This is a genomic window from Enterobacter sp. BIDMC 27 (genome assembly GCF_000534415.1).
GTDB classification, from domain to species: Bacteria; Pseudomonadota; Gammaproteobacteria; order Enterobacterales; family Enterobacteriaceae; genus Enterobacter; species Enterobacter hormaechei_C.
The window spans coordinates 4,266,733-4,288,037 of the sequence record NZ_KI973178.1 but is presented as its reverse complement, the minus strand read 5'-3'; the positions used below and the strand labels follow the sequence as shown (position 1 = coordinate 4,288,037).

Below are 21,305 nucleotides of genomic sequence, written 5' to 3'. Positions count from 1 at the left end.
ACGTGAGGAACAGATGCAAATAGTTAAACAAAGCGCGGTAGCGTTATTTTTGGCGGTTTTCACTTGTGCCGCCGGCGCACATCCTCACAGTTTTATCAGCCTGAAAACCGAACTGGTGACGGACGGCACGCTGCTCAGCGGCCTGAAAATGCGCTGGACGATGGATGAAATCACCTCCGCCGACCTGCTGTACGATGCCGGAAACGCAAAGCCCGGCGATGAGATCTGGAAAAAGCTGGCGGCGGAAGTGATGGCCAACGTGCTGGGTCAGCACTACTTCACCGAGTTCTGGCACAACGGACAAAAGGTGAAATTTCTCAACCGTCCCACGGTGTACGGCATGACCCGCGACGGACATCAGGCGGTGCTGACCTTTATCCTTCCGCTGGCGCACCCTCAACCGCTGGCCGGGCAGAAGTACAGGTTTTCCACGTTTGACCCAACCTACTATGTCGACATGCGCTATGACAATGACAGCGACGTACGGCTGCCGGACGCGCTGCAAAAAAGCTGCAAAATTGCCGTGCACACCCCGAAACCCAGCGAAGAGATGCTGAACTTTGCCGTTTCTCTTGATAAAGAGGATGCGCCCCCCGAAGACATGGAGTTAGGTAAACAGTTTGCGCAGGAGGTGACGTTACAATGTCAGTGATCTCCTCTCCCGTCAGTAAGCCGCGTCGCTGGCTGCACCTCTGGCCTCTGGCGCTCTTTTTGTTGTTAGCGGTTGGCGGCGCGCTCTGGCTGTGGCAGGCATGGCCGCAGGTGATGATGAAAAGCATCCTCTGGCAGCGGGAAGTTAATCAGCAGATGAGCGGTCTGCTGAAAGCCGTGGCGGAAAATCCGACCAAAGCGGGCGGCGCTCTTCTGGCGTTCAGCTTTATCTATGGCGTGCTGCATGCCCTGGGACCGGGGCACGGCAAAATCGTCATCACGACCTGGCTTGCCACGCATCCGTCGAAGCTGAAATCGAGTATCGGCCTGACGCTGGCTTCTTCTTTACTTCAGGGCGGTGTGGCGATTGCGCTGGTCGTGGTCGTCCTTTCGCTGCTACAGCTGCCGGCCCGCCAGCTGCATATGAGCAGCTTCTGGCTGGAGAAGGGGAGTTACGCGCTGGTAGGCGTGCTGGGGCTGATCCTCTGCTGGCGGGCGCTGAAAAAATTGCGCGCGTTGCTGCGAAAACCAAAATTCAAATCCTTTACACCGCATCACGTTCACCATGAAAACTGCGGGTGCGGGCATCAGCATCTGCCGACGCAGGAACAATTACAGAACGGTGAGGACTGGCGTGCGCGCCTGATGATTGTTCTCTCAATGGGGATGCGTCCATGCTCGGGCGCAATCATGGTGCTGTTGTTCAGCAAAGTGACTGGCGTATTTGGCTGGGGCATGCTCTCGGCGCTGGCGATGGCGGCGGGAACGTCTCTGACGATCTCTTCGTTAGCCCTGCTGGTGCACAGCTTCCGTCAGCTGGCGGTAAAACTCAGCGGCAATAAAACGCCGGTATTGTGGCGACAGGTTGGCTGGACGACTCTGGCGCTGGCGGGCGGGGTGATTCTGCTGGTGGCTGCGGCGACAATGTGGATGAGCGCGGTGCCGGTGGGTAGGGGGTTGCGGCCTTTCTAGCCGTATCTGAGGCGTGTTGTAGGCCCGGTAAGCGTGGCGCCACCGGGCTTAACAGACTGAATTAACGCTTCAGCGCATCGCTCAGTTCATCACGCATGTTTGCCAGCATGGCTTTAACAACGCGCGGGTTACCTGCAACGATGTTGCCGGTAGACATATAGTTATGGCCGCCGGTGAAGTCGCAAACAATCGCGCCTGCTTCACGAGCGATCAGCTCGCCCGCCGCGAAGTCCCACGGCTTCAGTGACAGCTCAAAGTAACCGTCAACGCGGCCGGTTGCGACGTAGGCCAGATCCAGTGCAGCAGAGCCGGTGCGACGGAAGTCCGCGCATTCGGTGAACAGCTTGCCCAGGATATTCATATAAGTGGTTGCGTGCTGCTTCGCCTTGAACGGGAAGCCGGTCGCCAGAATCGTGCCGTCCAGATCGCGTGCATTGCTGCAACGCAGACGGTAGCCGTTCAGCTGCGCGCCCTGACCGCGGGTCGCGGTGAACAGTTCGTTACGCATTGGATCGTAAACAACGGCGACTTCAGTACGGCCTTTGATGCGTACTGCGATAGACACAGAGAAGTGTGGCAGGCGTTTGACGAAGTTGGTGGTGCCATCCAGTGGATCGATAACCCATTGAACATCCTGATCGGTACCTTCATGTTCACCGCTTTCTTCGGTGATGATGGTGTGCTGCGGGTAAGATTTGCGGATCGTTTCGATAATAATCGCTTCTGCGGCTTTATCTACGTTCGTCACGAAATCATTGCTGCCTTTCTGGCTGGTTTCTACGGAGTCTGGGGTTTCGTAGTGTTTGGCAATTACATTACCCGCCTTGCGCGCTGCGCGCACGGCGATGGTCAGCATCGGATGCATCGGTCTCTCTCACTGGATGTTAAAGAACAGGAAAATCGGCGCAGAGTATAGCAGCGGGATCGGATTATGTCTCTCGTTTATGATAATATGCCCGAATATTCTTCAGACACTGAATCCAGACATTTAAAAATTATGCTGCAAAACATTCGAATCGTGCTGGTCGAAACATCGCACACCGGCAACATGGGCTCTGTGGCCCGCGCTATGAAAACCATGGGCTTAACGAACCTGTGGCTGGTGAATCCGCTGGTGAAACCAGACTCTCAGGCTATTGCTCTGGCGGCCGGCGCCAGCGACGTGATCGGGAATGCGCAGATCGTGGACACCCTGGATGAAGCCCTGGCCGGTTGCAGCCTGGTGGTGGGGACAAGCGCGCGCTCCCGTACGCTGCCCTGGCCGATGCTGGACCCGCGCGAATGCGGCCTGAAAAGCATCTCAGAAGCGGAACAGGCGCCGGTTGCGCTGGTGTTTGGCCGTGAACGCGTTGGCCTGACCAACGAGGAATTACAGAAGTGCCACTATCACGTGGCGATTGCCGCCAATCCGGAATACAGCTCGCTGAATCTGGCGATGGCGGTGCAGGTGATCGCCTACGAAGTGCGCATGGCATGGCTGGCAACGCAGGAGAAACCGGTGGAACCTAAAGAAGAGACGGCCTACCCGCTGGTGGACGACCTCGAGCGCTTCTACGGTCATCTGGAGCAGACGCTGCTCTCAACCGGCTTTATCCGTGAAGGCCACCCGGGTCAGGTGATGAACAAGCTGCGCCGTATGTTCACCCGCGCGCGTCCGGAAAGCCAGGAGCTGAACATCCTGCGCGGGATTCTGGCGTCGATTGAGCAGAAGAATAAAGAGTAGTGCAGTGTGTTCGCCGGGTGGCGCTGCGCTTACCCGGCCTACAAAGCCCGTAGGCCCGTGCAAGCGCAGCGCCGCCGGGCAAAAAAAACGGCACAGAAGGTTAAATACCTGACTAAAACAGTCAAGTAAATAGTTGACCAATTTAGTCAGGAATGTCAGACTTGGCCCTGCTATGCAATACCCCCATTTTACAATAAAAAACCCCGGGCAGGGGCGAGTTTGAGGTTAAGTAAGACATGAGACTGACATCTAAAGGGCGTTATGCCGTGACCGCGATGCTGGACGTTGCGCTCAACTCCGAAGCGGGCCCGGTTCCGTTGGCTGATATTTCTGAACGACAAGGGATCTCCCTCTCTTACCTGGAACAGCTGTTCTCCAGACTGCGTAAAAATGGACTGGTGTCCAGCGTTCGTGGCCCGGGCGGCGGTTATCTGCTGGGTAAAGACGCAGGCAGTATTGCGGTTGGCGAAGTGATTAGCGCCGTTGACGAATCCGTCGACGCGACCCGTTGCCAGGGTAAAGGCGGCTGCCAGGGCGGCGATAAGTGCCTGACCCACGCGCTGTGGCGCGATCTGAGCGACCGTCTGACCGGCTTCCTGAACAACATCACCCTGGGTGAACTGGTGAATAACCAGGAAGTTCTGGACGTGTCGGGTCGTCAGCAAAGCCATGAATCACAGCGCAGCACCCGTTCGCAGGACGCCATCGACGTTAAACTGCGCGCGTAATAAAAAGATAAGTATTTCAGAATCAGGCCGGGGCGTTAGCTCGCCCCGTGTACTCGGTCGTACATCCAGCCGGTTGCCTGATTCCTTGCATTGAAGCGATGTACGGAGTTTATAGAGCAATGAAATTACCGATTTATCTCGATTACTCCGCAACCACGCCGGTGGACCCGCGTGTTGCCGAGAAAATGATGCAGTGTCTGACCCTGGACGGAAACTTTGGTAACCCAGCTTCCCGTTCTCACCGTTTTGGCTGGCATGCTGAAGAGGCGGTTGATATCGCCCGTAATCAGATTGCTGACCTGGTTGGTGCCGATCCGCGTGAAATTGTTTTCACCTCCGGCGCGACCGAATCCGACAACCTGGCGATCAAAGGTGCAGCCAACTTTTATCAGAAAAAAGGCAAGCACATCATCACCAGCAAAACCGAACACAAAGCCGTGCTGGACACCTGCCGTCAGCTGGAGCGTGAAGGGTTCGAAGTGACTTACCTGGCGCCGCAGAGCAACGGGATCATCGACCTGAAAGAGCTCGAAGCGGCCATGCGTGATGACACCATTCTGGTTTCCATCATGCACGTTAACAACGAAATCGGTGTTGTGCAGGACATCGCAACCATCGGCGAAATGTGCCGTGCGCGCGGCATCATCTACCACGTGGATGCGACCCAGAGCGTGGGCAAACTGCCTATCGACCTGAGCCAGCTGAAAGTGGACCTGATGTCCTTCTCCGGTCACAAAATCTATGGTCCGAAAGGTATCGGCGCGCTGTACGTTCGTCGTAAGCCACGTATCCGCATCGAAGCACAGATGCACGGCGGTGGTCACGAGCGCGGCATGCGTTCCGGTACGCTGCCTGTTCACCAGATCGTGGGCATGGGCGAAGCGTATCGCATCGCGAAAGAAGAGATGGAAACCGAGATGGCACGCCTGCGTACGCTGCGTAACCGTCTGTGGGACGGCGTGAAAGATATGGAAGAAGTGTATCTGAACGGCGATCTCGAGCAGGGCGCGCCAAACATCCTCAACGTCAGCTTCAACTATGTTGAAGGTGAATCGCTGATCATGGCGCTGAAAGACCTGGCGGTTTCTTCCGGTTCTGCCTGTACGTCTGCAAGCCTGGAGCCATCCTACGTGCTGCGCGCGCTGGGTATGACTGACGAACTGGCACACAGCTCTATCCGTTTCTCTTTAGGTCGTTTTACTACCGAAGAAGAGATTGACTACACCATCAAACTGGTTCGTAACTCCATTGGCCGTCTGCGCGACCTTTCTCCACTGTGGGAAATGTTCAAGCAGGGCGTGGATCTGAACAGCATTGAATGGTCACATCACTAATCGGTACATAAGGAGAATTCAATCATGGCATACAGCGAAAAAGTGATCGATCATTACGAGAACCCGCGCAACGTTGGCTCTTTTGACAACAGCGATGAATCTGTCGGTAGCGGTATGGTTGGCGCGCCAGCGTGTGGCGACGTGATGAAGTTGCAGATTAAAGTCAACAATGAAGGTATCATTGAAGACGCGCGCTTCAAGACCTACGGCTGCGGTTCTGCTATCGCTTCCAGCTCCCTGGTCACCGAATGGGTGAAGGGCAAGTCTCTGGACGAAGCACAGGCAATCAAGAACACGGATATTGCTGAAGAACTCGAACTGCCGCCGGTGAAAATTCACTGCTCAATTCTGGCAGAAGACGCGATCAAAGCCGCCATTGCGGATTACAAAAGCAAACGTGAAGCAAAATAATTGAGGTTTGAGTATGTCGATTACCCTTAGCGACAGCGCTGCCGCGCGAGTAAGCTCTTTTCTGGCGAACCGTGGTAAAGGCTTTGGCCTGCGACTGGGCGTACGTACCTCCGGCTGTTCTGGTATGGCTTACGTACTGGAGTTTGTTGACGAACCGGCGTCTGATGACACCGTGTTTGAAGACAAGGGCGTGAAGGTGGTGGTCGATGGCAAAAGCCTGCAATTCCTCAACGGCACTCAGCTGGACTTCGTAAAAGAAGGCCTAAACGAAGGGTTCAAATTCACGAATCCGAACGTCAAAGACGAGTGTGGTTGCGGCGAAAGCTTCCACGTTTAACCGCGCGTCATCCGAAACCCCACCGTGGCTTTGCTACGCGTGGGGTTTGTTCTAACAGGCTACCCCTGAGATTGTTATGGATTACTTCACTCTCTTCGGACTACCCGCTCAATACCCGATCGATCTCCAGGCGCTGACGGTCCGTTTTCAGGATCTCCAACGTCAGTACCATCCGGATAAATTCGCCAGCGGGACGCAGGCAGAGCAGCTGGCTGCGGTGTCACACTCCGCAACCATCAACCAGGCCTGGCAAACGCTGCGTCATCCGCTGGCGCGTGCAGAATATCTGCTCTCGCTCCACGGTTTCGATCTGGCGAGCGAACAGCATACCGTACGCGACACCGCCTTTCTGATGGAACAGCTGGAGCTGCGCGAAGAGCTGGATGAAATTGAACAGGCTAAAGACGAAGCGCGCCTGGAAAGCTTTATCACGCGCGTAAAGGGCATGTTCGATACCCGCCATCAGCAGATGGTGGAGCAACTGAACAACGAGACCTGGGACGTGGCGGCAGACACTGTGCGCAAACTCCGTTTTCTCGATAAACTGCGAAGCAGTGCTGAACAACTCGAAGAAAAGCTGCTCGATTTTTAATTTCGGAAGCAATTATGGCCTTATTACAAATTAGTGAGCCAGGCTTAAGCGCCGCACCGCACCAGCGTCGTCTGGCGGTCGGTATTGATCTGGGCACCACCAATTCTCTCGTGGCGACCGTGCGTAGCGGCCAGGCGGAAACGCTGGCTGACGAGCAGGGGCGCCATCTGCTGCCTTCCGTGGTCCACTACCAGCAGCAGGGTCACGCGGTCGGGTTTGATGCCCGCGCTAATGCCGCACGCGATCCGGCCAACACCATCAGCTCGGTTAAGCGCATGATGGGCCGCTCGCTGGCTGATATCCAGACCCGTTACCCGCATCTGCCGTATCAGCTACAGGCCAGCGAAAACGGCCTGCCGATGATCGCGACGTCTGCCGGTCTGCTGAACCCGATTCGCGTTTCCGCTGACATCCTCAAAGCGCTGGCGGCGCGCGCCACGGCGACGCTTGGCGGCGATCTGGACGGCGTGGTAATCACCGTTCCGGCCTACTTCGACGATGCACAGCGTCAGGGCACCAAAGACGCCGCGCGTCTGGCGGGCCTGCATGTGCTGCGTCTGCTGAACGAACCGACGGCGGCGGCCATTGCCTACGGCCTCGATTCCGGTCAGGAAGGGGTGATTGCGGTTTACGATCTCGGCGGCGGGACGTTTGATATTTCAATCCTGCGCCTGAGCCGCGGCGTGTTCGAAGTGCTGGCGACCGGCGGGGATTCCGCGCTCGGCGGCGATGACTTCGACCATCTGCTGGCAGACTACATCCGCGAGCAGGCGGGCATCAGCGATCGCAGCGATGCGCGCGTACAGCGTGAACTGCTGGATGCGGCCATCGACGCCAAAATCGCCCTGAGCGACGCGCAGTCGGTCACGGTTAACGTTGCGGGCTGGCAGGGTGAGATCACCCGCAATCAGTTCAGCGAACTGATCGCGCCTCTGGTTAAGCGTACCCTGCTGGCCTGCCGTCGCGCATTGAAAGATGCGGGCGTGGAGGCCAGCGAGGTGCTGGAAGTGGTCATGGTTGGCGGCTCAACCCGCGTGCCGCTGGTGCGCGAGCGCGTGGGCGAATTCTTTGGCCGCACGCCGCTGACCTCTATCGACCCGGACAAAGTAGTTGCCGTGGGCGCCGCTATCCAGGCCGATATCCTGGTCGGCAACAAGCCGGACAGCGAAATGCTGCTGCTGGACGTCATCCCGCTGTCGCTGGGGTTAGAAACCATGGGCGGCCTGGTGGAGAAAGTCATTCCGCGTAACACCACCATTCCGGTGGCGCGCGCGCAGGAGTTCACCACCTTCAAAGACGGCCAGACCGCGATGTCCATTCACGTGATGCAGGGCGAACGCGAGCTGGTGCAGGACTGCCGCTCTCTGGCGCGCTTTGCGCTGCGCGGCATTCCGGCGCTGCCGGCGGGCGGGGCGCATATTCGCGTCACTTTCCAGGTGGATGCGGACGGCCTGCTGAGCGTCACGGCGATGGAAAAATCCACCGGCGTGGAATCGTCCATCCAGGTGAAGCCGTCCTACGGCCTGACCGATGGCGAAATCGCCTCCATGATTCAGGACTCAATGAGCTACGCCGAGCAGGATGTGAAGGCGCGTATGCTGGCCGAACAAAAAGTGGAAGCCGCACGCGTGCTGGAAAGCCTGAACGGCGCACTCGCTGCCGATGCCGCGCTGTTAAGCGCCGCTGAGCGCCAGATGATTGACGACGCTGCCGCGCGCTTAAGCGCAGTCGCCGAAGGCAATGACGCTGACGCAATAGAAGAAGCCATTAAAAACGTTGATAAACAAACCCAGGACTTCGCTGCTCGCCGCATGGACAAATCTGTCCGCGTCGCGCTGAAAGGCCAGTCCGTGGACGAGGTTTAATATGCCAAAGATTGTAATTTTGCCTCATGCGGACCTCTGTCCGGATGGCGCTGTTCTGGAAGCGAAGACCGGTGAAACCATTCTCGATGTAGCCCTGCGTGCAGGTATCGAAGTGGAACACGCCTGTGAAAAATCCTGTGCCTGCACAACGTGCCACTGCATCGTGCGTGAAGGTTTCGACTCGCTTGCAGAGAGCACCGAAGACGAAGACGACATGCTGGACAAAGCATGGGGTCTGGAGCCCGACAGCCGCTTAAGCTGCCAGGCCGCGGTGACCGATGAAGATCTGGTCGTAGAGTTCCCACGTTACACCATCAACCACGCACGCGAGCATTGATATGGGACTGAAGTGGACAGACAGCCGTGAAATCGGCGAGGCGCTCTACGACGCGAACCCGGATCTCGATCCGAAGACCGTACGATTCACCGATATGCATCAGTGGATTTGCGATCTGGAAGATTTTGACGACGATCCAAACGCATCCAATGAAAAAATTCTGGAGGCGATTCTGTTAGTCTGGTTAGATGAAGCAGAATAGATAACATAAACGGGCTGCCTTCAGGCGGCCCGTTTGCTAGTTGCTAATAAGGATAAATAAAATGACCGAAGCGATGAAGATTACGCTCTCCACGCAGCCAGCCGACTCACGCTGGGGCGAAAAAGCCACCTACAGCATCAACAACGACGGTATTACCCTGCACCTGACGGGCAATGATGATTTGGGCCTGATCCAGCGCGCCGCGCGTAAAATTGACGGCCTTGGCATTAAGCATGTGTCGCTGGAAGGCGAAGGCTGGGACACCGACCGCAGCTGGGCGTTCTGGGCAGGCTACAAAGGCCCGAAAGGCACCCGCAAAATCGAGTGGGCGAACCTCGACGAAGCCAGTCAGAAAGAGCTGGAAAGCCGCCTGCAAATTATCGACTGGGTGCGCGACACCATCAACGCCCCGGCGGAAGAGTTAGGCCCTGAGCAGCTGGCGCAGCGCGCCGTCGACCTGCTGTGCGGCGTGGCGGGCGACAAGATGTCTTACCGCATCACCAAAGGTGAAGACCTGCGCGAGCAGAACTACATGGGCATCCACACCGTGGGCCGTGGCTCCGAGCGTCCTCCGGTCCTGCTGGCGCTGGATTACAACCCAACCGGCGATAAAGAAGCGCCGGTCTTTGCCTGTCTGGTCGGAAAAGGCATCACTTTCGACACCGGCGGCTACAGCCTGAAGCAGAGCGCGTTCATGGACTCCATGAAGTCCGACATGGGCGGTGCGGCCACCATCACCGGCGCGCTGGCGTTCGCCATCACCCGTGGCCTGAACAAGCGCGTGAAGCTCTACCTGTGCTGCGCGGACAACATGGTGAGCGGCAACGCCTTCAAGCTGGGCGACATCATTCGCTACCGCAACGGTAAAAACGTTGAGGTGATGAACACCGACGCCGAAGGCCGTCTGGTGCTGGCCGATGGCCTGATCGACGCCTCTGCGCAGAAGCCGGAGCTGATTATCGACATGGCAACCCTGACCGGCGCGGCGAAAACCGCGCTGGGTAACGACTATCACGCCCTGTTCAGCTTCGACGACAAGCTGGCCGATCGCCTGCTGGCCAGCGCGGCGGCGGAAAACGAACCGTTCTGGCGTCTGCCGCTGGCCGAGTTCCACCGCAGCCAGCTGCCGTCCAACTTCGCCGAGCTGAACAACACCGCGAGCGCGGCGTACCCGGCGGGGGCAAGCACCGCAGCAGGCTTCCTGTCTCACTTCGTTGAGAACTACCATGAAGGCTGGCTGCACATTGACTGCTCCGCAACCTACCGTAAAGCGGCGGTTGAGCAGTGGTCTGCGGGCGCGACCGGTCTGGGCGTGCGTACCGTGGCGAACCTGCTGACGGCTGAGTGATCTTTTTTGCCGGGTAGCGCTACGCTTACGCGCGCCTTCGGAGTCATCGTATTGCCCGGCGGCGCTGCGCTTGCACGGGCCTACGGTTTTGTAGGCCGGGTCAGCGAAGCGCCACCCGGCGTTTTTTGAAGTAGCCAAACTATGTCAGAAACCAAAAACGAATTAGAAACCCTGCTGGAGCAGGCGGCGGCCGAGCCCGCCCACCGTCCGGCATTTTTCCGCACGCTGCTGGAATCCACCGTCTGGGTGCCGGGTACCGCGGCGGAAGGGGAGCAGGTTGTCGAAGACAGCGCGCTGGATCTGCTGCACTGGGAGAAAGACGACGGCACCTCGGTGATCCCGTTCTTTACTTCGCTCGAGGCCTTGCAGGAAGCGGTAGAAGACGAACAGGCGTTCGTGGTGATGCCGGTGCGCACGTTGTTCGAAATGACCCTGGGGCAGACGCTGTTCCTCAACGCCAAACTGCCGACCGGGAAAGAGTTTACTCCGCGCGAAATCAGCCACCTGATTGGTGACGAGGGCAACCCGCTCAGCACTCAGGAGGTGCTGGAAGGGGGCGAAACGCTGCTGCTGTCTGAAGTGGCCGAGCCGCCCGCGCAGATGATTGACTCCCTGACCACGCTGTTTAAAACCATCAAGCCGGTAAAACGCGCGTTTCTCTGCTCCATCAAAGAGAGCGCTGACGAAAAGCCTGTTCTGCTGATAGGGATTGAGGCCGACGGCGATATCGACGAGATCATCCAGGCAACGGGAAGCGTGGCAACCGACACCCTGCCGGGCGATGAGCCAATTGATATCTGTCAGGTGAAGAAAGGTGAGAAGGGGATCAGCCACTTTATTACCGAGCACATCACCCCGTTCTACGAGCGTCGCTGGGGCGGCTTCCTGCGCGATCTCAAGACCAACCGCATTATCTGATTACGGCGGGGTGATCTTCACCCCGTTGCTTCCAGCAGCAGTAAATCCATCAGCAGCACCAGATTCGACTCAAACGACGTCACCCCTGCGGCTTCGGCGGCGAAATGTACCGCTTCGTCATAGAGGGCAAAATGCACGTCCGCCATACCCGCCAGCGTATTGGCCGACGCGCGGGTAAACGCGACGATGGTCATGCCGACGTTTTTGGCGATCCGCGCTTTATCCAGTACCTGCTCCGTTTCGCCGCTGCGCGAAACGGCAATAAACACCTGATAGCGCGCGGCGTTGCTGAGGAAAATATTCCGGCTGTCCCCCGGTCCGGAGATGAACGCCGTTTTTCCCAGCACCTGCAACTTCTTGGTCAGGTATTCGGCAAAAAGATATGAAAACCCGGCGCCGTAGAGAAAGAAGCTCTCTTTCTGGCGCAGCAGGCTGGCAAACTGCTGGCGTTTGTCCTGGGTGACCCACTGGAAGGTCTGCTGATAGTTAGCAATGAACCGGGCAAAAAGCGCGGGCATTTCCGCATGTTGCTCAGGCTGTACGGTGATATGCGGCGTGTCAGAAAGCAGCTGCTTGCAGTGCCAGATAAACTCGCTAAAGCCGCTAAACCCCAGCTTCTGACACAGCCGCATAATCGTCGCGGTAGAGACAAATGTCGCCTGCGCCAGCTCGCGCACCGTGATGTTGCCCACCAGCAATGGATGCTCAGTGAGGTGGGCGAGGACGCGATACTCCGCGCGGGTCAGCGACGATCCGCGCGTTAACAGCGTTGCCAGGCGGTTATCCATTATTTCGCCGGTTCAACCGGCAGATCGTCCCGTGCACCCCATTCACTCCAGGCGCCGTCATACAGAGTCACGTCATTCGCGCCAAGGGTTGCCAGCGCCAGGATCACCACGCAGGCCGTCACGCCGGAGCCGCAGCTGGCAATAACCGGACGATGCAAATCCACGCCCTGACGTTCAAAAATGGCACGCAATTCATCGGTGGTTTTCAGCTCGCCTTCAAACACCAGATCGCCCCACGGTACGTTCAGCGCCCCCGGGATATGTCCGCGTTTCAGTCCCGGACGCGGCTCGTCCGCTTCTGCGTTGAAACGTGGAGCGGGACGCGCATCGACGATTTGCGCCGTGTTTTCGTGGCTCACGACCAGCACGTCGGTCAGGCGCTTGACCACGTTAGCGTCAAACGTGGCATCAAATTCCCCTTCCGGCAGCGTGACGTCACCCTGCTGAAGCGGTAGTTCGTCGCGCTTCCAGCCTGCAAGTCCGCCCGCCAGAATCGATACCTTTTCCACGCCGAAGTTTTTCAGCATCCACCACGCTCGCGGCGCGGAAAACAGATTACCTTCATCGTAAACAACAAGATGTTTATCTTTGCTGATGCCCAGCTCGCGCATCGCCACGGAAAACGCTTCCGGGCGAGGCAGCATGTGCGGCAGGGGAGAGGTGTGATCGGAGAGGGCTTCGATATCAAAAAATACCGCGCCAGGCAGGTGCCCTGCACGGTATTCAGCGGGAACGTCACGATGCTCCTGGCCCGGAGGGGCCATGCGCGCGTCGATAATCTGAACTTCCGGGTCGTCGCCGTGCTCAATCAGCCAGTCGGCAGCGACAAAATATGAGGTGGACATGGTTGCCTCCATTCTTTTCCGTAAAAAAGGATTGTCGGTGTTTTTTCTGACACCGACAAGCTAACCACGTTCAACTCGCGAGCAAGCCCCTATTTTTTCACCGCTTCACCGTCCTGCCAGGCCTTTTGCAGCGCAGGCCAGTAGTCGCGGTTGGCTTCGATCATCTCATCCAGAATCGCTTTCGCGTGCTCAATGGTCGGCACGGTGCGGTTCAGAGTGAACGCCTGCAACGCTTTCTCGTAGCTGCCTTCGATGGTTGCCTCAACCAGCAGCTGTTCAGAGGCCAGCTGCTGTTGCAGGAGCGTCTGGTGGAACAGCGGTACCTGACCCACGCGGACAGGCTCCGGCCCTTCGGAGGTGATATAGGCAGGCACTTCCACCACCGCATCGTACGGCAGGTTGGTAATCGCCCCGCGGTTTTCCACCATCACCAGATGGCGTTGGCGCAGGTTGAACGCCAGTGAGCAGGCGACATCGACGATAAATTCGCCGTGAACACCTACGTGGAAGGCGTCCGGTAAAATTCCGGTGCGCTGGTACTCTTCGGCGGCGGCAAACAGCTTTTTCTCACGCCCGTTCATCACTTCGTTGGCGCGGGTATAGTCAGGGTTCTGATGCTCCACAATCTGGTTTGGCATCAGGTAGTACTGTAGATACGGGTTCGGCAGGTACTCCGGGAAGTTATCCATAATCGGCTTGATGTTGCGCCAGGTTTTCACCCACGACGGATCCGAGTGCTGCGGGTCGGTTTTCGCGGCATCTTCCGTCAGCAGGCCAAACTTCGCGATATGTTTACGCAGCTCCGGCAGCTTGTCCTCGCCGTCCACCCGCACGCGGGTAAACCAGCCGAAATGGTTGAGGCCAAAATAGTCCACCTCCAGTTTATGGCGATCCACGCCCAGAATGGCACCCATATTGCGCATCGCGGCAACCGGCATATCGCAGATGTTCAGCACGCGTGCGTTGGGGCGCAGGCGACGCACGCCCTCAGCGACAATCGCCGCCGGGTTGGAGTAGTTCACGATCCACGCCTTTTCGTGCGCGTAGCGTTCCACCCGATCGATCAGCTCTACCATCGGCAGGATCGTACGCAGGCCATATGCCAGCCCGCCGGGTCCGCAGGTTTCCTGGCCGACCACCCCGTGGCGCAGCGGGATCTTTTCATCCTGCTCGCGCATTTTGTACTGTCCGACGCGCATCTGGGCAAAAACAAAATGCGCGCCGCTGAAGGCCACTTCCGGGTCGCTGGTGACGGTGAATTTGATGCTCTGGCTGTGGTCGCGAATAACCTTCTCCACCACGGGCGCAATGGTGTTCTGGCGCGCCTCGTCAATGTCATACAGGCGGATCTCTGCAAGAGGGAAATCGTGCAGACGTACCATCAGGCTTTTCACAATACCTGGCGTGTAGGTGCTACCGCCGCCGGCAATCGACAGAATAAATGGGGGTGTAAACATCTTTAGCTCCTTTCAGAGAAACGTCTCAACGGCTTCTCGCATTTTTTTGACATGCAGCCCGTAGACCACCTGAACGTTGTTACCTTGTTTGATAACCCCTTTCGCGCCGGTCGCTTTCAGGCGCGGTTCGTCGATGATGTCGACGTCCTTCACCGTAACGCGTAAGCGGGTGTAGCAGTTATCCACTACCTCTATATTTTCCCGACCGCCCAGACCCACCACGATGGATTCGCCCAGCTCGTCGTTATTGCCCTTCGCCTGGTACTCCTGCTTGCTGTAAAGACGTGTCTCCTGGTCCTCATCTTCACGCCCCGGCGTTTTCATGTTGAAGCGCAGGATCAGGAAGCGGAATACCACGAAATAAAGGGCGAACATGATCAGCCCGACCACGATGTACATGGGCCAGTTGGACTTCTCCGTGCCGAGCGGCAGGTTGTAGAGGATGAAATCGATAATCCCGTTGGCGCCGATGGCGTGAACGCCAAACAGCGAGAACAGCATCATGCCGATGCCGGTCAGCACCGCATGCACCACGAACAGCAGCGGGGCGACGAACAGGAAGGAGAATTCAATCGGCTCGGTTACGCCGACCAGCAGCGAGGTCAGCGCCGCCGGGATCAGAATCGCTTTCGCAATCGCTTTACGCTCTGGCTTCGCGGTCATGTACATCGCCAGCGCGGCGGCAGGAAGGCCGAACATCTTGCTGATGCCGCGCGCATCCCACATCACGGTACTGCTGAGCTGCTTCACGTCCGGGCAGGCCATCTCGGCGAAGTAGATATTGCGCGCGCCCTGGTAAACCGTACCGCACACCTCCTGCGTACCGCCCAGTTCGGTATACAGGAACGGCGTATAGACCAGATGATGCAGGCCCGTCGGCACCAGAATGCGTTCAAGGAAACCGTAGATCGCCACGCCAAACGGACCGGACCCTTTGATCGCCAGCGCCAGGGCGCTTATTCCATGCTGTGCGTACGGCCAGAGTTCGCTCATGACCACGCCGAGCAGCATAGAGACAGGCAGCATCACAATCGCGACAAAGCAGTGGCCGGAGTAAATCGCCATCGCGCCGTTAAACTGGACACCGGAATATTTGTTGTACAGATAACCGGAGAGCGCCCCGGTCAGGATCCCGGCGAAAACGCCCATCTCCAGCACCTGAACGCCCAGCACCATGCTTTGTCCGGCGGCCTTCATCTGTTCCGCAGGGGCCAGTTCCCCCTGAAGCTGTAACGTCACGTTCATCGCGTTAATAAATACGATAAAGGTCACCAGCCCAATCAGCGCCGCGTAGCCTTTGTCTCGTGTTGCCAGTCCAATGGGGATCCCGACGGCAAACACCAGCGCCAGGTTGACCAGCACCGACACGGCAGATTTGGCGATCAGCTGGCCGACACTCTGGATCAGCGGATGGCCGAGAAACGGCAGGTACTCGGCCAGATTGCCGTTACCCAGTACATTCCCGAAGGCGATAAACAGGCCGACGATGGGTAAGATAAGTACAGGTCCGTAAAGTGATTTTCCGAAATTTTGTAGGGCGTTCACGGCTCGTTTCATGACTTTCTCTCTTATTGAACCGCGCACTCGGGGTGCGTCATGGTCATAAAACTAGCAGGCCTGATGCGAGCTTATCCAGCTATCTTCTTGTTTTAAAAACAAATGACGCGAAAGGTAACATGTTACGTTACGCTGTGTGATCGCCGTTCCATCACGGTGTGGCGGCGTGATGCCATTCTGCGAGGCGCTTTCCAGATTATAAAATTGGACTTTTTGTATTAACGAAACTTGCGGATAATACTTATCCGGACGATGACCAACAGGCCCCTCAGGCCAGGGACACAGGATGAAACCGTTTCGCTTAGCTGCGATCTCTCTCGCGCTGCTCACCACCTTTACGCTTGTCGGCTGTGATAACAGCGACGACAAACCTCAGGCCGCTGCCCCCGCAGCGTCTACTGCATCAGAACAGAAAACCCCGGCAAAACCGGATCCTGAAAAGCTGGCTAAGCTGGCCGCGCAGAGTCAGGGTAAGGCGTTGACGCTGCTGGATGCCTCTGAAGTGCAACTCGACGGCGCTGCGACGCTGGTTCTGACCTTCTCTGTACCGCTGGATCCCAGCCAGGATTTTGCGAAAACGGTGCATGTGGTGGATAAAAAAAGCGGCAAAGTGGACGGCGCCTGGGAACTGGCCCCCAATCTGAAAGAGTTGCGCCTGCGCCATCTGGAGCCGAATCGTAATCTGGTCGTCACCGTCGAACGTGATTTGCTGGCGCTGAACAAAGCGACATTCGGCATTGACTATGAAAAAGCGATCACCACCCGGGATGTTGAACCGACGGTCGGATTCGCCAGCCGCGGATCGCTGCTGCCGGGTAAGGTGGTGGAAGGGTTGCCGGTGATGGCGCTCAACGTCAACAATGTGGACGTGAACTTCTATCGCGTGAAGCCGGAGTCGCTGGCCTCGTTTGTCAGCCAGTGGGAGTACCGTAACTCGCTGACCAACTGGGAATCTGACAACCTGCTGAAGATGGCGGAACTGGTCTACACCGGCCGTTTCGACCTCAACCCGGCGCGCAATACGCGTGAAAAACTGCTCCTGCCGCTCAAAGATATTAAGCCGCTCCAGCAGTCTGGCGTCTATATCGCCGTGATGAATCAGGCTGGTCACTATAACTACAGTAACGCCGCGACGCTCTTTACCTTAAGTGATATTGGGCTGTCCGCTCACCGTTATCATAACCGCCTGGACATCTTCACCCAGAGTCTTGAAAACGGTGCGGCGCAGTCAGGCGTGACCATTACCCTTCTGAACGATAAAGGGCAGACCCTGGCCGAGGCAAACAGCGACGCCGATGGTCATGCGAAACTGGAAACCGATAAAGAAGCCGCGCTGATCCTGGCCAGTAAAGATGGCCAGACGACGCTTCTCGACCTCAAACTTCCGGCGCTGGATCTGGCGGAGTTTGATATCGCCGGTAACCCGGGTTACAGCAAACAGTTCTTTATGTTTGGCCCGCGCGATCTCTATCGTCCGGGTGAAACGGTGATCCTGAACGGCCTGCTTCGCGACTGCGATGGCAAACCGCTTCCCGATCAGCCGGTAAAACTTGACGTGCTGCGTCCGGACGGACAGGTGGCGCGTACGGTCGTTGTGCAACCTGAGAATGGCCTTTATCGCTTCAACTATCCGCTTGATAGCGGCGCCCAGACTGGCATGTGGCATATTCGCGCGAATACGGGCGATAACCAGCAGCGTATGTGGGATTTCCACGTCGAAGATTTTATGCCTGAGCGTATGGCGCTGAATCTGACCGGGCAAAAAACGCCGGTTTCTCCGCAGGAGGATGTGGACTTTAACGTTGTGGGCTATTACCTGTATGGCGCGCCAGCTAACGGCAATTCTCTGCAAGGCCAGCTTTTCCTGCGTCCGCTACGTGACGCGGTGCCTGCGCTGCCTGGCTTCCAGTTTGGTGATATTGCCGAGGAGAACCTGAACCGCAGCCTGGATGAAGTGCAGCTTACGCTGGACGAACAGGGGCGCGGACAGGTTACCACCGAAAGCCAGTGGAAAGAGGCGCACTCGCCGCTGCAACTGATTTTGCAGGCCAGCCTGCTGGAATCAGGTGGGCGTCCGGTAACGCGACGCGCCGAGCAGGCTATCTGGCCTGCGGCTGAACTTCCAGGGATCCGCCCACAGTTCGCCAGCAAGGCCGTTTACGACTACCGTACCGATACCACCGTCAATCAGCCGATAGTCGATGAAAACGGCAACGCCAGCTTTGACATCGTCTATGCCGATGCCAGCGGGACGAAAAAAGCGGTATCTGGTTTGCAGGTGCGTCTGATCCGTGAGCGTCGCGACTACTTCTGGAACTGGTCCGAGAGTGAGGGCTGGCAGTCTCAGTTTGATCAAAAAGATCTGGTTGAGGGCGAGCAGGAGCTAAACCTCAAGGCCGATGAAACCGGTAAAGTCACCTTCCCGGTGGAGTGGGGCTCATACCGTCTGGAAGTGAAAGCCCCTGATGACATGGTCAGCAGCGTGCGCTTCTGGGCGGGGTACAGCTGGCAGGATAACAGCGATGGCACGGGCGCTGCTCGCCCGGATCGTGTGACGCTGAAACTGGACAAGCCATCCTATCAGCCAGGCGATACCATCAACCTGCATATTGCAGCGCCGGCCGCAGGCAAGGGCTATGCAATGATCGAATCCAGCGAAGGACCGCTGTGGTGGAAAGAGATCGACGTGCCAGCAAACGGTCTGGATCTCGCCATTCCGGTGGATAAGGACTGGAAACGTCACGATCTCTACCTCAGCACGCTGGTGGTTCGTCCTGGCGATAAATCCAAATCCGCCACGCCAAAACGGGCGGTTGGCCTGCTGCATCTGCCAATGGGGGACGAAAATCGTCGCCTGAACATCGCACTGGATAACCCGCAAAAAATGCGTCCGAACCAGACGCTTTCTGTGAAAGTGAAAGCCAGCGTAAAAGAGGGGGCTGTGCCACAGAAGGTGAACGTGCTGGTCTCGGCTGTCGATAGCGGCGTGCTGAACATTACCGACTACGTCACGCCGGATCCGTGGGAAGCTTTCTTCGGTCAGAAGCGCTATGGCGCGGACATCTATGATGTTTACGGCCAGGTGATTGAAGGTCAGGGACGTCTGGCCGCACTGCGCTTTGGCGGAGACGGCGATGAACTGAAACGCGGCGGTAAGCCACCGGTGAACCATATCACCATAATTGCACAGCAGGCGCAGCCGGTTACGCTTGATGCCAACGGCGAAGGCACCATCACGCTGCCGATTGGCGATTTCAACGGCGAACTGCGTCTGATGGCGCAGGCCTGGACGGAAGACGATTTCGGCAGCAGCGAAAGCAAAATCATTGTGGCGGCTCCGATTATCACCGAGCTTAACACGCCGCGATTCCTCGCCAGTGGCGATACCTCCCGCCTGACGCTGGACCTGACTAACCTGACGGACCAGCCGCAAACGCTGAACATTGCGTTAACCGCAACCGGTAAGTTGTCGCTCGAAGGCGCTCAGCCAGAGCCGGTTAAGCTGCCGCCTGGCGCACGTAGCACCCTGTTTATTCCGGTGCGCGCCCTGGAAGGCTATGGTGATGGTGAAGTGACTGCTCAGGTGTCGGGGCTTCAGCTCCCTGGTGAGACGTTTGCGCCGCAGCAGAAGAGCTGGAAAATTGGCGTGCGTCCCGCATTCCCGGCGCAAACGGTGAATACGGGCACGATGCTGAACCCTGGCGAATCCTGGAGTGCACCAGCACAGCATATCAACGGTTTCTCGCCTGCCACGCTACAGGGGCAGCTGTTGCTCAGCGGTAAACCACCTTTAAATCTGGCGCGCTACATTCGTGAACTTCAGGCCTATCCATACGGATGTCTTGAGCAGACCACCAGCGGCCTGTTCCCGTCGCTTTACACCAACGCGGCACAACTTAAGGCACTGGGTATTAAAGGCGATACCGACGATAAACGCCGTGCGGCCATTGATATCGGGATCTCCCGTCTGCTGCAAATGCAGCGTGACGATGGCGGTTTTGCCTTGTGGGATAAAAACGGCCCGGAAGAGTACTGGCTGACCGCCTATGTCACGGACTTCCTGGTGCGGGCAGGGGAGCAGGGTTACAGCGTGCCTGCCGAGGCAGTGAATAACGCCAACAGCCGACTGCTGCGCTATTTACAGGATCCGGGGATGATGTCCATCCGCTACAGCGACGACACCCAGGCCAGCAAATTTGCTGTTCAGGCGTACGCTTCGCTGGTGCTGGCTCGTCAGCAAAAAGCGCCGCTCGGTGCGCTGCGTGAAATCTGGGAGCGCCACGCTCAGGCTGCTTCCGGGCTTCCGTTGATGCAGCTGGGCATGGCACTCAAACTGATGGGGGATGCACCGCGCAGCCAGCAGGCGCTGGATCTGGCTCTCAAAACTCCCCGTAACGACAGCCGAAACTGGATGGCGGATTACGGCAGCCAGCTGCGTGATAATGCCCTGATGCTCTCCCTGCTGGAAGAGTACAAGCTGCTGCCGGATGCGCAAAACAGGCTGCTGAACGCGTTATCTGAAGACGCGTTCAGCCAGCGCTGGCTGTCTACCCAGGAGAGCAATGCGCTGTTCATGGCCGGACGTTCACTGCAAACCTTGTCAGGCGCGTGGACGGCAACGACCAGCCTCTCTGAACAGACCCAGAGCAGTGATAAAGCGCAGGTAGAAAACCTGAACGGCGACCAGCTTGATGCCTTGCAGGTGACGAATACCGGCACTACGCCGCTGTGGGTACGACTGGACACGACTGGCTATCCGGAGTACGCGCCTCAGCCATCCTCTAATGTCTTGCAGATTGAACGTCATATCCTGGCGACAGACGGCAGCAGCAAGTCGCTCTCTTCTCTGAAGAGCGGTGAGCTGGTTCTGGTGTGGCTGGAGGTGAAGGCCAGCCAGAACGTGCCGGATGCGCTGGTGGTGGATCTGCTCCCGGCAGGTATGGAGCTGGAAAACCAGAATCTGGCGAGCAGCAGCGCCAGCTTGCAGGACAGCGGCAGTGAAGTGCAAAACCTGCTGAATCAGATGCAACAGTCTGATATTCAGCACATGGAATTCCGCGACGATCGCTTTGTGGCTGCGGTGCCGGTCAATGAAGGTCAGCCGGTCACGCTGGTTTACCTGGCCCGTGCCGTTACGCCGGGAACCTACCAGGTGCCTGTTCCGATGGTCGAGTCCATGTACGTTCCGCAGTGGCGGGCAACGGGGGCGGCCAGTGGCCCGCTGATCGTTGTTCCGTAAG

The 21,305-nt window shown here is 57.6% G+C and carries 19 protein-coding genes; 14 read left to right on the top strand and 5 right to left on the bottom strand.

Features of this window, described 5'->3' with window-relative positions; translation table 11 throughout:
• Positions 1-13 precede the first annotated feature (13 nt).
• Together L463_RS02735 and L463_RS02740 are read left to right on the top strand one after the other, a co-directional pair.
• Positions 14-652: a DUF1007 family protein gene (locus tag L463_RS02735; protein ID WP_023295155.1), complete on the top strand. Its 639-nt coding sequence runs from the start codon at positions 14-16 to the stop codon at positions 650-652.
• The gene (locus L463_RS02740; RefSeq protein WP_032103981.1) at positions 643-1,623 is read left to right on the top strand and encodes a nickel/cobalt transporter; all 981 of its coding nucleotides are present in this window, start codon (positions 643-645) and stop codon (positions 1,621-1,623) included. The genes L463_RS02735 and L463_RS02740 overlap by 10 nt, the downstream gene beginning before the upstream one ends.
• Before the next feature lie 61 nt (positions 1,624-1,684).
• On the opposite strand, the gene suhB is transcribed toward L463_RS02740, so the two are convergent.
• Entirely contained in the window at positions 1,685-2,488 is an 804-nt protein-coding gene (suhB, locus tag L463_RS02745) for an inositol-1-monophosphatase (protein ID WP_003860668.1), read from the bottom strand.
• A 132-nt stretch (positions 2,489-2,620) separates the two neighbouring features.
• Here suhB and trmJ point away from each other — a divergent pair, with 132 nt between their 5' ends.
• From trmJ to sseB, 11 genes are all read left to right on the top strand, one after another.
• Positions 2,621-3,346, top strand: a complete 726-nt coding sequence (gene trmJ / locus L463_RS02750; RefSeq protein WP_015572157.1) for a tRNA (cytosine(32)/uridine(32)-2'-O)-methyltransferase TrmJ — start codon at positions 2,621-2,623, stop codon at positions 3,344-3,346.
• Between the two features lie 236 nt (positions 3,347-3,582).
• Positions 3,583-4,074, top strand: a complete 492-nt coding sequence (iscR, locus tag L463_RS02755; RefSeq protein ID WP_015572158.1) for a Fe-S cluster assembly transcriptional regulator IscR — start codon at positions 3,583-3,585, stop codon at positions 4,072-4,074.
• Between the two features lie 119 nt (positions 4,075-4,193).
• On the top strand, positions 4,194-5,408 hold the full coding sequence (iscS, locus tag L463_RS02760; protein WP_003860663.1) for a cysteine desulfurase: 1,215 nt from the start codon (positions 4,194-4,196) through the stop codon (positions 5,406-5,408).
• A gap of 24 nt (positions 5,409-5,432) precedes the next feature.
• Complete coding sequence (gene iscU, locus L463_RS02765; RefSeq protein ID WP_003860661.1) at positions 5,433-5,819, top strand: Fe-S cluster assembly scaffold IscU; 387 nt, start codon at positions 5,433-5,435, stop codon at positions 5,817-5,819.
• A gap of 13 nt (positions 5,820-5,832) precedes the next feature.
• Positions 5,833-6,156 carry an iron-sulfur cluster assembly protein IscA gene (gene iscA / locus L463_RS02770; protein ID WP_003860659.1) on the top strand — a complete coding sequence of 108 codons (324 nt, stop codon included), beginning with the start codon at positions 5,833-5,835 and terminating at the stop codon, positions 6,154-6,156.
• 76 nt (positions 6,157-6,232) lie between these two features.
• Positions 6,233-6,748: a co-chaperone HscB gene (hscB, locus tag L463_RS02775; RefSeq protein WP_003860657.1), complete on the top strand. Its 516-nt coding sequence runs from the start codon at positions 6,233-6,235 to the stop codon at positions 6,746-6,748.
• Between the two features lie 14 nt (positions 6,749-6,762).
• Positions 6,763-8,613: a Fe-S protein assembly chaperone HscA gene (hscA, locus tag L463_RS02780; protein ID WP_023295152.1), complete on the top strand. Its 1,851-nt coding sequence runs from the start codon at positions 6,763-6,765 to the stop codon at positions 8,611-8,613.
• Between the two features lies 1 nt (position 8,614).
• On the top strand, positions 8,615-8,950 hold the full coding sequence (gene fdx, locus L463_RS02785) for an ISC system 2Fe-2S type ferredoxin (protein WP_003860652.1): 336 nt from the start codon (positions 8,615-8,617) through the stop codon (positions 8,948-8,950).
• 1 nt (position 8,951) lies between these two features.
• Positions 8,952-9,152, top strand: a complete 201-nt coding sequence (iscX, locus tag L463_RS02790) for a Fe-S cluster assembly protein IscX (RefSeq protein ID WP_003860650.1) — start codon at positions 8,952-8,954, stop codon at positions 9,150-9,152.
• A gap of 61 nt (positions 9,153-9,213) precedes the next feature.
• Positions 9,214-10,500, top strand: coding sequence for an aminopeptidase PepB (pepB, locus tag L463_RS02795; protein WP_032103984.1), 1,287 nt, complete (start codon positions 9,214-9,216; stop codon positions 10,498-10,500).
• A gap of 141 nt (positions 10,501-10,641) precedes the next feature.
• The gene (gene sseB, locus L463_RS02800; RefSeq protein WP_017383538.1) at positions 10,642-11,418 is read left to right on the top strand and encodes an enhanced serine sensitivity protein SseB; all 777 of its coding nucleotides are present in this window, start codon (positions 10,642-10,644) and stop codon (positions 11,416-11,418) included.
• A 17-nt stretch (positions 11,419-11,435) separates the two neighbouring features.
• Here sseB and L463_RS02805 read toward each other — a convergent pair whose 3' ends face one another.
• The 4 genes from L463_RS02805 to L463_RS02820 all read right to left on the bottom strand — a co-directional run bounded on the left by L463_RS02805 (position 11,436) and on the right by L463_RS02820 (position 16,065).
• A complete protein-coding gene (locus L463_RS02805; protein ID WP_023295150.1) occupies positions 11,436-12,206 on the bottom strand; it encodes a MurR/RpiR family transcriptional regulator in 771 nt (256 codons plus the stop codon).
• On the bottom strand, positions 12,206-13,051 hold the full coding sequence (gene sseA / locus L463_RS02810) for a 3-mercaptopyruvate sulfurtransferase (protein ID WP_017383536.1): 846 nt from the start codon (positions 13,049-13,051) through the stop codon (positions 12,206-12,208). Before sseA ends, L463_RS02805 begins: the two co-directional genes overlap by 1 nt.
• Positions 13,052-13,140: 89 nt before the next feature.
• On the bottom strand, positions 13,141-14,508 hold the full coding sequence (locus L463_RS02815) for a 6-phospho-alpha-glucosidase (protein ID WP_023295149.1): 1,368 nt from the start codon (positions 14,506-14,508) through the stop codon (positions 13,141-13,143).
• Positions 14,509-14,520: 12 nt separating this feature from the next.
• Positions 14,521-16,065: a PTS transporter subunit EIIC gene (locus L463_RS02820; RefSeq protein WP_023295148.1), complete on the bottom strand. Its 1,545-nt coding sequence runs from the start codon at positions 16,063-16,065 to the stop codon at positions 14,521-14,523.
• A gap of 286 nt (positions 16,066-16,351) precedes the next feature.
• Between L463_RS02820 and L463_RS02825 the strand changes: the two genes are divergently transcribed.
• On the top strand, positions 16,352-21,304 hold the full coding sequence (locus L463_RS02825; RefSeq protein ID WP_032103985.1) for an alpha-2-macroglobulin family protein: 4,953 nt from the start codon (positions 16,352-16,354) through the stop codon (positions 21,302-21,304).
• Position 21,305 lies beyond the last annotated feature (1 nt).